The organism is Formosa haliotis, assembly GCF_001685485.1.
Taxonomy (GTDB): Bacteria; Bacteroidota; Bacteroidia; order Flavobacteriales; family Flavobacteriaceae; genus Formosa; species Formosa haliotis.
Map to the genome: position 1 here is coordinate 129,867 of NZ_BDEL01000001.1, position 13,880 is coordinate 143,746.

Consider the following 13,880-nt stretch of genomic DNA (forward strand, 5'->3'; position numbering starts at 1 on the left):
AAATCAAGCAATAAAAAAACATGATGCGAGTAAGTACTTTTGGTAGATAGATAACATATTTGTATTAGTCCTAATTGATTAAATTGATATTAAAAGCGACTAAAAAAATAATATTTAATAATTAAGAGTATTGTTTTTTGTTATTACCATAAAATCTTAAGGTTTTAACTCCTGTTGCTTATTTTGGAAAGAGCTATAAGAATAGTTGCAAAATGTCTTTACTTATTCTACTGTATCGCTTTCTCTTCAAACACAATATCTCCTTAATTAATATAGGTTTTAAACTTAAAAATTATTACATGTTTAAAGGTAGAAATGTTTTATTGCTATTTATAATGCTTTCAGTAGTTTCTTTCCAGTCTTTTGCTCAGGAAAAGCAAGGTGAAGAAAGTATGGATAAAATGTGGGGCGAAAATTCTGTAGTAGATGGCGATATTAGAGAAGGGCGTGGAAAGTTCTTCGACCAAAGTAATTTTGGAATGTTTATTCATTGGGGGCTATTTTCGGAATTAGCAGGAAAATGGAATAATAAAACATATTATGGTATTGGTGAATGGCTAATGAATCCGCGTGTAGCGAATATTCGTCCAGAAGATTATATGAAAGTAGCAGATGATTTTAATCCATCTAAATTCGATGCCAAGGCTATAGCGCAATTAGCGAAGGATGCTGGAATGAAGTATATAATCATTACCAGTAAACACCATGAAGGATTTGCAATGTTCGATTCTAAAGCTAGTGATTTTAATATTGTAGACGCTACCCCTTTTGCAAGAGATCCTATGAAGGAACTTTCTGCAGCATGTCATGAATTAGGTTTAGGTTTTGGATTTTATTACTCGCATTATCAGGATTGGACAACGCCTGGAGCTGCTGGTGGTCCTACTCAAAATTCAGATGGTAGCGAAGCTACGTTTAAAGAATATTTCTACAATAAATGCAAACCTCAAGTTAAAGAAATCTGTAGTAATTACGGAGATATAGATTTCGTGTGGTTCGATACACCTGGTGGTATGCCAGAAGAGTATGTAAAAGAGCTTGCAGACATGGTACGTGAATTACAGCCCAACACCATGTTATGTAGTAGAGTGGGGTATGGATTAGGAGATTATGTGAGTCATGGAGATATGGAAGTGCCTCCAGTAAACTTAGATATACTTTGGGAAAGTTGCGATACTAACAACGATTCCTGGTCTTATGCTTGGTACGATAATAATTTTAAAAGTCCGAAAGAAATCTTACACAGATTAATTTCTACAGTAGGACGAGGTGGTACGTATTTATTTAATGTTGGGCCAAACGGTGAAGGTGAAGTGCCTGAGATTGGTGTTAAGTTTTTAGAACAAGCTGGTACTTGGATTAAAAAATACCCACAAGTTATTTATGATGCAGGTAGCTCTCCTTGGGGACATGCTTTATCATGGGGTGATGTTACAACAAAAGGTAATTCATTATTCTTATCTGTATTCGAATGGCCTCAAGACGGAAAATTATATTTACCAGGACTAGAAAATGAAATTGTTTCTGCCGAAATATTAGGAGGGAAAAGCAACGAAAAGATTAAATATTCAAAGAAAAATAATTGGATAATTTTTGATGTGCCTTATAAAACTCCAGATTCACCTGTCTCGGTTATTGAAGTAAAATTAAAGGAGACACCAAAGGTAAATGGTACTCATGGTATTTATCCAAATATAGCAACAACCATACTAACAGATTTTGCAACTATAACAGATACCGAAAAGAAATCTATTAGATGGATGGAGAAATTTGGCGAGTGGAAAAAAACTACTCAAGTGAGTAATTGGAAAAAAAGTGGTGTTGCTAAATTTGAAGTTAATGTGTTAGAACCTGGATATTATTATTTAGACTTAGAGTACACCGGAGAAGGTAGGTTGGTTTGGAAGACTACTACAGATGAAGGGATAATGGTTCAAAATGAGCAGGCAGCCACAGGAAAATACCAAGCTTATCCAATGGGGATTTTAGAGTTTAAAACAGCGGGACAACATACCATTTCGGTATCCTTGGTCTCTAAAGACCAAGAGGAATCAAGTTTAAAATCAATTATCATAAAACCAATTCAGTAAAACAAGCATCAGGGCCTTTAGACTCTATAAAAATTAAACAAACCAAACTAATCATGACAAATTTAACCAAGCTTTTCTCGTTTTTAGCTCTTCTTACGATAACGATTTCGTGTAAATCAGATCCGAAGCAAGACGATAAAAAGCAGCCTAACATTATTGTGGTCATAACTGATGACCAAGGGTATGGAGATGTAGCGCACAATGGGAATACAATCATTAAAACGCCAACTATAGATTCTTTTGCTAAGCAGGGTGTAAGTTTAACCAATTATCATGTAGCTACCACATGCGCACCTACAAGGGCAGGATTATTAACGGGAAGAAATTGTAATAGAAATGGTGTCTGGCATACCATTATGGGGGCTTCTATGTTGAATAGAGAGGAAGTGACTATTGCCGATGTTTTAAAAGAAAACGGTTATAAAACAGGAATGTTTGGAAAATGGCACCTTGGAGATAACCATCCTTTTACTCCTCAAGAACGCGGTTTTGATGAAACTTTTTACCATGGAGGTGGTGGTGTAGGACAAACGCCAGATTACTGGAATAATGATTATTTCGATGATACGTATCATCGAAACGGAAAACCAGAAAAGGTTGAAGGGTATTGTACCGATGTATGGTTCGATGAAGCCATAAAATTTATCGAAGCTAAAAAGAACGATCCATTTTTATGTTATTTAAGTTTAAATGCGCCTCACTCTCCATTTAATGTACCACAAAAATATTACGATTTATATAAAGATGAAGAAAGCCTTTTAGAAACGCAAAAACGTTTTTATGGGATGATTACTAATGTAGATGATAATTTTTCTAGACTGTTAAATAAATTAGATGCATTAGAAATTGCAGAAAATACCATTGTCATATTTACAACAGATAACGGAACTTCTAATGGATATCACGTTGATAAAAATACAGGAGACGTTCATGGTTATAACGCCGGAATGCGCGGTACTAAAGCTAGTGAGTATGAAGGCGGTCACCGCGTGCCGTTTATTATAAGATGGCCAAACGGAAAATTGGAAGGCGGCAAATCACTTTCAGATTTAGTATCTCATGTCGATCTGTTACCAACCTTAACATCGTTAGCAGGTATCGATTATACGTCTGAAAAAGTGATGGATGGCACCGATGTTAGCGCCTATTTAACAGGAGAATCAAAACTTAAGGAACGCTATTTAGTAGTCGATACCCAACGTATTTCATGGCCTGAAAAAGGTAAGAATAGCTGTGTTATGCAAGGCGATTGGCGATTAATTAAAGGAAATGAGTTATATAATCTAGTCGAAGATCCTGGTCAGACTAAAAATTTAGCGGAAGAATATCCAGAGCGTGTGGCCGATATGAATGCCTTCTATGAAACCTGGTGGGAAAGTGTAATTAAAGAAACGAAGTATTCAACCATAGATTTAGGTGTGGATGAAGAAGAGGTTATAACCTGCCATGATGCTAGAACGGTAGATTATTACCCGCCTTGGAACCAAAGAATGATTCGTGTAGGAAATCCTATGAAACCAGCACCGTTCTTCGTGAATTTTGTAAATCCAGGGACTTACACCTTTAAATTAAGACGCTGGCCAGCAGAAAGTGGCGTATCACTTGGTGCTGAAATTCCAGATGAAATTCCAGAAACAGCTACAACCGATCCTAGAGTTAGAGGAAAGGCCATGACTTTTAAAAAGGCATTTGTGAAAATTGGAGATCAAGAAGTTTCGGTAGATGTTAATAATGCAACACAATCGGCCGATATAGAATTAGAATTAGAACAAGGTAAAACCGAGTTATTGGCTTGGTTCGAATTAGAAAGCGGTGAGTTAACAAACGCCTTTTATATAAACGTAGAAAAGCACTCTAAACAATAAAGTGAATATCAAATGAGAATAAGATTCAGTTTCATATTAATGTGTTTGGTTTTAATCATTGGTCAAACAGTGTTGGCGCAATCAAAATCAGATAAACCTAATATCATTTTCATTTTTGCAGATGATTGGGGGTATGGCGATTTAAGTGCTCATGGAAGTACTTGGGTTGAAACACCTCACATAGATAAAATGATTGCCGATGGTATGGATTTTTCCAATTTCACCGTAAACAGTCCGGTGTGTTCGCCTAGTAGGGTAGCGGTAATGACGGGGCAATTTCCTGCGAGACAGAGTATTCATCAGCATTTTCAAGGATGGAAAGCGCATGTGCAGAGAGGGATGCCAGATTGGATGGATCCTTCAGATATGTCTTTACCAAGAGAATTTCAAAAGGCAGGTTACGTAACGGGGCATTTTGGGAAATGGCATTTAGGATGGTCTGCTAAAGATGCACCAACGGAAAACGAATATGGATACGATGAGTATGCTACGTTTAACGGTTCTAAAACTATCGATATTCCAAAGGCCGGATCTATAGGTGTAGATTATGCCGAAGATTTTATTAAGCGTCATAAAGATCAGCCGTTTTTTATCAATTTATGGTTACATGAAGCGCATACGGCACATTATCCTCAAGAACGATTTATGAACCAATTTGGTGAGTTGGATGAACAAAAACAAGTATATGCTTCAATAATTGCAGAAGGAGATGAAGCTGTTGGCCGAATCACAAAATTATTAAAAGCTTTAGGACTAGAGGAAAACACTTTGGTCGTGTTTTCAACAGATAATGGGCCTGAATGGGAAGGTGGTGAAGATGAAAAGCAACATAAGGGAGATCCCGTTGGCTTAGGAAAATATTATTCAGTAGGAGAAACAGGCGGACTTAAAGGTCAGAAAAGATCTTTGTTCGCAGGAGGAATTCGGGTGCCTTTTGTAGCCAAGTGGCCAAATGTCATTCCAAAAGGTGTTAAAGATGATAATTCTGTGGTGACAGCGGTAGACTTATTGCCAACGTTTTTAGAAGCTGCTAATATCCCGATGCCTGAAGATTATAAACCAGACGGAGAAAGTATGATGCGAGCATTAACAGGAAAGAGATTTACAAGAAGTAAACCTATTTTCTGGGAATGGAAAGGTGGAACTAGTAAAGCTTATACTTGGCCAACTTTAGGGGTTAGAGATGGCGATTGGAAATTAGTAGTTGATGTTACGGGTAATAAATACGAATTATTTAACCTTAAAAATGATTGGAAAGAAGATCATGATTTAGCTAAAAGTAACCCTAAAAAAGCACAAGAACTTTTAGAAGAAATTAAAGAATGGAAAGCAACACTTCCAACAGAACCACGAGCAAGTTGTTTGTCTTCGGTTAGAAAATAAAGAGTAGAAAAGCATTTATAAAATGAAAAACTTAATGTTACAACATATAAAAATTGGAGTCCTAGTATTTGTTATAGGGTTTACTAGCTGTAAACAAAATCAAGCTAAAACTGTGGAGCGGGTACAAGACGAGGAACCATCATCGTTGACTTACGAACAAATGAGTGCCTCTAAAGAGGTAGCGAAGGAAGCCTTTAATGATGCCAAATATGGGATGTTTATTCATTGGGGATTATACGCTATTCCTGGAGGTATTTGGAAAGGAAAAAAAATGGAGGAGTTAAAAGGGCCTAGAGTAGCAGAATGGATACAATTTGGTGCAGAAATCCCTAGAGCTGAATATGCAGAATTAGCGACTCAGTTTAATCCAATACATTTTGATGCCGATGGTGTTGCAAAACTGGCTAAAGATGCAGGAATGAAATATTTAGTGATTACCTCTAAACATCATGATGGTTTTGCAATGTATGACTCTAAAGTGAGTGACTATGATGTAGTTGACGCTAGTCCATATGCTAAAGATATTGTTAAGGAATTATATGATGCTTGTGAGAAATACGATATCGATTTCGGTTTGTACTATTCGCATAATATAGACTGGATGGACGGGAATGATTGTGGACTTTCAGAATATTTAGCAGCAGGAGGAGAAGAACTTCCTCGAGTAAAGCGTAAGGCAGGAGTAAATACTTGGGATCCGAGTCCAAATACGTTTACAGAGTATTTAGAAAACAAGGCTTATCCTCAGGTAAAGGAAATACTAACAAAATTCCCTAATATGACTACGCTGTGGTATGATTATCCACATTATGTGACTCCAGATGAAAGTATGGAATTTTATAAAATTGCTTACGACTTGCAACCTAATATGCTAGTGAATTCTAGGGTAGGCAACGATTTAGGTGATTTTGATATTCCAGGAGATAATAAAATTCCTACCGACCATCTGGCCATAACAAAACCTTGGCAAACCGTAGGGACAACCAATAATTCATGGGGTTATAAGTCTTACGACCATGATTGGAAATCTGTAAAAGAATTATTGTTTTGGCTAACAGAAATAGTGAGCAAGGGGGGAAATTATATGTTGAACATTGGCCCAGATGCATTAGGTGATGTACCTGAAGAATCGGTTAATAATTTATTAGAAGTAGGGAAGTTTTTAGAGGTAAATGGCGAAGCGATTTACAATACGAGAAAATGGAAAGTGACTCATGAAGGTCCAACAAAAATAGAAATGAATGGAACGCATGATCGTGCGAATAAAGCAGATTTAAAATTTGAATTTACACCAAATGATTTTTGGTTTACTAAAAAGGAACATACCATTTATGCCATTTCATTAGCAAACCCAAAAGCTCCCGTGGTTATTAAAAGTATCACTAGAGATGCTGCTGGTCCTGTAAAAGCGGTGAGTCTTTTAGGAAGTGATGAAAAAATAGCATGGAAACAAACCGATGAAGGTTTAGAAGTTGACTTAGGTACAGCACAAGAGAATCCAAATGGTTATGCACTTAAAATAGAAATATAAATAAAAATGAATAGGAGATCGTCTGTTAAATTAATTGGAGCATTAGGCTTAACATTATTATTACCGGTTCGCATGTTAGGAATGGTAATTAATGAAGGTTGTGAAGCTTGTGCTGCTGCCTGGAGAAATCTAAGCAAATTTAATGCGACACGTTATCCGTTTAGATATATAGAGCCAACTAATGGTTTGCCAAAAGTGTTTCTATATGGCGATTCTATTTCTATAGGATATACTGAATATGTAAGAGCAACATTTGAAGGCAAAGCAGATGTAATGCGATTACATGTTAATGGAAGTTCTAGTGATCAAGTTATACTAAGAATGGAAACGTTTAGAAAAGCATTGTTTCAACCCTTTTTAAAAGAGGGCTGGACATTTTCTTGGGATGTTATTCATTTTAACGTGGGATTACATGATTTGAAATATGTGTATAACGGAAAATTAGATAAAGAAAAAGGTAAACAAGTTTCAACTTTAAAAGTATATGAAGATAACCTAAGAAATACCATCACTTATCTTAAAGAAACCTATCCTAAAGCGAAATTAATTTTCGCAACCACAACACCAGTTCCTGAAGGAGAAGAAGGTCGCGTACATGGAGATGCTAACAAATATAATGAGGTAGCCTTGACGGTCATGAAATCGCATCCGGATATTGTTATTAACGATTTGTACACCTATGCCATACCAGTTCAAAAAGAATTTGCAGATGGTCCCGGGAATGTGCACTATACAGCTGAAGGCTATAGATTACTAGGGATAGAAGTTGCAAATTCCATTGGAAATGTACTAGATATAAAACCTAAGGAATGCCCTTCAGTCGAAGCTATAACTGCTAAATTTAATGCTTATGAAACTAAAAACAAATCAGAATAGTATGCAATTTAAACATGTACTCTTATTCACATTAATCTTAGGTCTTTTTGGATTTCAGTCAGGTCATTCCCAAACAAAAAAAGATAGTAAGCCTAATATTATTTTCTTTTTTACCGATGATCAGTCTTACGATACTATGAAGGATTTTGGCAATAAAGTTACACAAACACCCAATTTAGATGATTTAGCGAGCAATGGTGTATCGTTTTTAAGACATTATAATACCACCGCTATTTGTATGGCAAGTCGTGCTAACGTGATGACTGGTCAATACGAATATAAAACGGGTTGTAATTTCGATCACGGGTCTTTAGGCACAAAGCAGTGGTCTACATCATATCCTGTATTGCTTAAAAAGGCAGGGTATCGTGTAGGTTTTGCCGGAAAGTTCGGCTTCTCAATTTCAGATACCAATGGAGGCTGGGGAGAAGAAGGCGAAGTTGCAAAACATGATTTTGATTTTTGGGGAGGTGGCTCGCATCAAACTTCATATAAAACCAAAGAGAATAAATATATGGTAAAATATGCTGAAGCATATCCGCATAGTACACGAGCCTATGGTGCAGCATCTATCGATTTTATAAACGAATCGGTAGAGAAGGGCGAACCATTTTGTATGAGTGTATTTTTTAAAGCACCACACAGACCAGTTCAACCAGACCCTATGTTTGATGATGTGTATAAAGATGTGGTTTTCGATAAATTACCAAACTACGGAAGAAAAGCAGGCGAGCATTTAGCGAAACAATCTAGAATGGGAAGACAATACCCAAGGTTTGTAGAGTGGGGTTATGATAAAGAAGATACCTACCAAGAAGCATTACGCAAATACAATCAGCTTATTTATGGGGTAGATTATTCTATCGGTATGGTGTTAGAGCAACTAAAAAAATTAAAAATAGACGGCAATACTATTATTATATTTTCTTCAGATAACGGTTATTTTAATGGGTCTCATGGTTTTGGATCTAAGGTTTTGCCTTACGAAGAAGGGGCTAGAACACCACTTATTATTGTAGATCCACGTCAAAAAAATAAAGCTATTAAAACGTCTGCTTTAACGGGAAATGTAGATATCACAGCAACCATTTTAGATTATGCAGGGGTGTCTGTTCCAGAAATTTACGATGGGAAGAGTATTCGGCCTTTAGTAGAAAACCCAAATACACAAATTAGAGCTACACTGCCTATAATTCAAGTCTGGGGACCTCAAGCAACACATTGTCTTACTGTTATGGACGATCGATTTAAGTATGTCTATTGGTATTATAAAGATGAAGCAGAAAACATGTATCCAACAGAAGAATTGTTCGACATTAAAAACGATCCTTACGAAATGGTAAACTTAGCAAATCAAACAAAATATAAATCAAAACTAACTTATATGAGAAAATTATATGACAAACAATTAAACCACTGGAAAACTGAAGGCGTAAAGTACAATGGGTATGAAAAATATGGCGCATTGTTTAAAAGAGCCTTGAATTAAAAATAATAGTAAAAGAGAACGAACTAACACCAAAATTAAATTAATTATGACGAAATTTTTAACCACAATTTTTGTTTTTATGATTTCCTTAAGTGCCTTTTCTCAAGAAAGGGATATTAAGGGGAAGGTAATGGATAAAGAGGGGATACCATTGGCAGGAGCAACCTTAATTATTAAAGGAACGAATAAGGGGACGACTACTGACTTTGATGGTCTTTTTACCCTAGAAACGAAAACAGGAGACATTTTAGAAATCTCTTATGTTGGAATGAAAAAACAAACAATCAACGTAGGACAATCGAGCACGCTTAATATAACCATGGAAGAAGATGCTGCCGCGTTAGATGAAGTGATTGTTATTGGTTATGGGACAGTTAAAAAAACAGATTTAACAGGATCCGTAGCAGTTGTAGATACCAAAGAAGCTTTTGTTTCACCAACAGCTTCGGTACAAGATGGACTTCAAGGTAGAGCTTCTGGGGTTCAAGTAACTTCTAACGGAGGAGCACCTGGTACAACACCAACGGTTGTGATTCGTGGAGGTAATTCTATTACCGGAGGTAATGGACCTTTATATGTAGTAGATGGCTATGTTGGGGCTGGTAATATTGGTGATTTAAACCCGAACGACATTGAAACAATGCAAGTATTAAAAGATGCTTCTGCTACAGCAATATACGGAGCAAGAGGAACCAATGGTGTTGTTTTAATTACAACTAAACAAGGTAAAATAGGTAAGCCAACAGTTAATTTAAAAGTAACTAGTGGTTTACAAAGATTGCCTAATCAGCTTGATGTTCAAACGCCTAGAGAATTAGCAGCGTGGCAAAACAGTATTGTTCAGGACCAAGATAATTTGCCTTTCGATTTGGATAATCTTCCTGGAGGAGAAACAAATTGGCAAGATGTAATGACTAGAACTGCATCAATATCTGAATACCAATTATCGGTAAGCGGTGGAACAGAGAATACAAAGTATTTCTTATCTACAGGATATTTAGATCAAGAAGGTATTATTAAAGGCTCAGAATACCAACGTTATTCTTTACGTTCAAATGTGAGTACAAATATTTCTAAGGTATTTAAGGTGGGAGTAAATTTGTTACTATCTAGAACAGAACGAGATAATAACGATATTTCTTTTCAAAATTTATTACGTGAAGATCCTTCTAAGCCAGTTTACGGAGACGATGGGGCGTACTATGTAGGTTTTAATCCAATTTTAGGTACACAAACAGATCACTTGTTGGCGAATGCAGAATTAAATCAAAACGATGTAAGACAGGATAAAGCTTTTGTTAATACCTTCGTTCAAGCTTCAATTTTAGATAATCTTACTATTACGTCTACCCTTAGTGCAGATGTGCTATATAGTACAAGTCATTCATTTGTGCCATCAACTAATCCATCAAAAATATTAAATAATAACCAGTTAGCTTCAGGAAGTATAGCAACATTTTATGATGTAGATTATTTAAATGAGAACACAGTTCATTATAACGAAATTTGGGGTAATCATTCTATCGATGTCGTTAGTGGTATTACCTTTCAAACGCATCATAGAAATAATTCAAATACTAATGCTTCCAATATTCCCAGTGATGGTGTAGGAGTAAATTCACTTCAATTAGCTCCTGCAGAAAATGTAAATGTGTCTTCAGGGTATACAGAAGATCATTTAATAGGGATGTTAGCTAGAGTAAATTATAGCTTTAAGGACAGATATTTATTAACGGCGTCTATAAGACGAGATGGATCTTCAAGACTTGGAGTTAATGAAAGATGGGAAAATTTCCCTTCTGTAGGACTTGGATGGAAAATAAAAGATGAACCATGGATGCAAAATGCAAATGCGATTAATAACTTTAAGTTAAGAGCGAGTTATGGTAAAACAGGAAATCAAGGAGCAAATCCATTCGTAACGATTGCCAATGTTGGTATTGTAGGAAATACAATCCTAGTAGATGGCGTAAGATTACCAGGAGTACAGCAAGGTCAATTAGCAAAACCAGATTTGGGTTGGGAAATTACCAATCAATTTGATGCAGGACTAGAATTAGGTATGTTTAATAACAGATTTTCTGCAGATGTAGATGTGTATTATAAGAAAACTGAAAATTTATTACTTAATGAACCTCAACTAGCATTTACAGGAGTAACATCTCAATTAACCAATATTGGTGAAGTAGAAAATAAAGGTATCGATGTTACTTTAAGTGGAGTGTTAGTAAGAAGCGATAATTTTGAATGGGATGCTTCTTTAACGATTTCTCATAATAAAAACGAGGTATTAGATTTAGGGCAAAGCACATTTATTGAGACCAATAGAATAGGTGCTCCTGCTAATGACCGTGCTAGTGAATTAAGAGTTGGACAACCAGTAGGAATTTTTGTTGGAGCAATTTATGATGGATTTGATCCAGCAACAGGGGAAGCTATTTTTAGAGATATTAGTGGCCCAGATGGTGTGCCAGATGGAGAATATACTGCAGAATATGATGATACAGTTATTGGAGATGCTAACCCAGATGTTTATGGTGGTTTCCAAACAAACTTTAGATTAGGGAATTTTGATTTATCTGCGTTTTTCACATTTAGTGTAGGTAATGAAAATTATAACGAAGAATTTTTCCGTGTAAACGAACCAAATGTGAATAGTTTTGCAGGTATACGTGAAGGTATGTGGACAGCTCAAAACCCAGATAATGCACGCTATCCAGGTTTTAGTACCTATTCATATAACCGTTCTAGTAGTCTATATTTACAAGATGCTAGTTATTTAAGATTAACAAACCTACAGTTAGGGTATACCTTACCAACAGATTTAATAAAAGGGTTCAATAAGTTTAGAATGTATGTTACAGGAACTAATTTATTATTAGTAAAGTCTGATGATTATTTAGGATTCGATCCAGATGTAAACACTTCTAGTGGTCTTACAAGAGGGTTTGATGCAATAGGATACCCACAAAACAGATCGTTTCTTTTTGGAATAGATGTAACATTTTAAGGTATGAATAATTTTAAAATAATAAGAAGATGAAAAATAAATATAGATATATTGTTATAGCACTAGTTACGGTTTTAAGTACTAGTATGATAAGTTGTAGCGATTTTTTAGATGAAGATGCTAAAGGATCCTTAACACCAGATACTTTCTTTAAAAATGAGGAAGAGGCTACATTGGCGTTAAACACTTTAAATGACGAAGTAAATGATTCTGGGTTTAATAATCATTTAGGAACAGATGTTGGGGTGTCAGGAAGAGGTACCCTAGCGGCAGCACATAGAATAGGTGCTTATGAATATGATGCCGATACCAATCAAATTGTAAATGGGTGGGCTACCGCGTATTCAGCTATTAAAAATGCGAATTTCTTTTTAGCGAGTATTCAAAACTCAGACTTGTCAGATCAAATAAAAGGAAGAGTAATTGCTCAAATTTTGTTTTTTAGAGCCTATTTTTATTTAAACTTGGCCATTCAGTATGGAGATGTACCGTATTGGAGAGATGAATTAACCGATATTGCTTCTGTATCTTTATTAGGTAAAACTGATGCAAGCGTAATCATAACCGATATGATTGCAGATTTAGACGAGGCTATTTCTTCGGGCTATTTATCTGAAGGAAAATGGAATGAAAATGATGGAAGACCTACAATCTGGTCTGCTAAAATGTTAAAAGCATATTGTTATGTTTGGTTGGCTAAAGATGATGCCTCTCAATGGAATAATGCACTTCCTGTGTTAAAAGATGTAACTTCAAATTCACCTCATCAATTAAATCCTGATTATGCAGATATGTATCGCGGTGGTAATGAATATAATGATGAAATTATTTTTGGTAAACAGTATCTTGCAGATGTATATAACAACAATGTAAACTCTACGGCTCACTATAATAACCCGGCAGAAACAGGACCTACCAGAAGTGTTATGGGAGATTTAGGTATTGCTCAGGGGTCTGCTCCATTTACTATTAGAAAAAGTTTTGCAGATACATGGCCGGATAACGATATAAGAAAAAAATATAATGTTTGGGATCATGAAATATTAGAGGATGGGTCTGAAGTGAATTTCAATTGGATTTATATTCCTAAGTTAGTTCGTGGGCCTGTACCAACTAGCGATCCATTATTAGCTGAAGCTGAAGTTAATAATATTTCAAATTCTCCAAAGCGTATAATGACTATAGCTGAAGCCTACTTATTACTTGCTGAAGCAGAGTTTATGAATGGAGGTTCTACAGACGAAGCCCTTGATGCTATTAATAAGATTAGAGAAAGAACTAGCTTACCACTTTACACTTCAATAAATCTCGAAGATATTCAAAATGAAAGAGGATGGGAATTATGTGCTGAAGGATTTTGGGGCAGAAAGCGTGATCTTATTCGTTGGGGAATTTTAGAGTCTACGGTTATTGGTTTACCTGAAGCAGAAGCAGCAGCAGGAGCAAGTGCAACAGCTTTAATCCGTGCACAAGATGAAGCAGATATAATATCGGCAGCACCAACGGGAAAATATTATGTATATCCAATTCCTCTTAACGAAATTTTACAGAGTAAAGATATTGGTGGTGCATTAACACAAAATCCACTTTGGGAATAAGCCTAATACGTTCATTTAGGATCATGTAAATTTTGGTC

General features: G+C 35.8%; 8 protein-coding genes. All 8 read left to right on the forward strand.

What is annotated here, in order from left to right; genetic code table 11:
• Positions 1 to 299 precede the first annotated feature (299 nt).
• Positions 300 to 2,090 carry an alpha-L-fucosidase gene (locus tag A9D35_RS00580; protein ID WP_066217746.1) on the forward strand — a complete coding sequence of 597 codons (1,791 nt, stop codon included), beginning with the start codon at positions 300 to 302 and terminating at the stop codon, positions 2,088 to 2,090.
• 53 nt (positions 2,091 to 2,143) lie between these two features.
• Complete coding sequence (locus A9D35_RS00585) at positions 2,144 to 3,955, forward strand: arylsulfatase (protein ID WP_066217748.1); 1,812 nt, start codon at positions 2,144 to 2,146, stop codon at positions 3,953 to 3,955.
• Between the two features lie 12 nt (positions 3,956 to 3,967).
• Positions 3,968 to 5,338 carry a sulfatase family protein gene (locus A9D35_RS00590; protein ID WP_083191568.1) on the forward strand — a complete coding sequence of 457 codons (1,371 nt, stop codon included), beginning with the start codon at positions 3,968 to 3,970 and terminating at the stop codon, positions 5,336 to 5,338.
• A gap of 22 nt (positions 5,339 to 5,360) precedes the next feature.
• The gene (locus tag A9D35_RS00595) at positions 5,361 to 6,869 is read left to right on the forward strand and encodes an alpha-L-fucosidase (protein ID WP_083191569.1); all 1,509 of its coding nucleotides are present in this window, start codon (positions 5,361 to 5,363) and stop codon (positions 6,867 to 6,869) included.
• Between the two features lie 81 nt (positions 6,870 to 6,950).
• A complete protein-coding gene (locus A9D35_RS00600) occupies positions 6,951 to 7,745 on the forward strand; it encodes an SGNH/GDSL hydrolase family protein (RefSeq protein ID WP_439951249.1) in 795 nt (264 codons plus the stop codon).
• Positions 7,720 to 9,234 (forward strand): sulfatase family protein, encoded by a 1,515-nt coding sequence (locus A9D35_RS00605; RefSeq protein ID WP_218017709.1) that lies wholly within the window; start codon positions 7,720 to 7,722, stop codon positions 9,232 to 9,234. Before A9D35_RS00600 ends, A9D35_RS00605 begins: the two co-directional genes overlap by 26 nt.
• 46 nt (positions 9,235 to 9,280) lie before the next feature.
• A complete protein-coding gene (locus A9D35_RS00610) occupies positions 9,281 to 12,244 on the forward strand; it encodes a SusC/RagA family TonB-linked outer membrane protein (RefSeq protein ID WP_066217756.1) in 2,964 nt (987 codons plus the stop codon).
• 29 nt (positions 12,245 to 12,273) lie between these two features.
• The gene (locus tag A9D35_RS00615) at positions 12,274 to 13,842 is read left to right on the forward strand and encodes a RagB/SusD family nutrient uptake outer membrane protein (protein WP_066217758.1); all 1,569 of its coding nucleotides are present in this window, start codon (positions 12,274 to 12,276) and stop codon (positions 13,840 to 13,842) included.
• Positions 13,843 to 13,880: the final 38 nt, after the last annotated feature.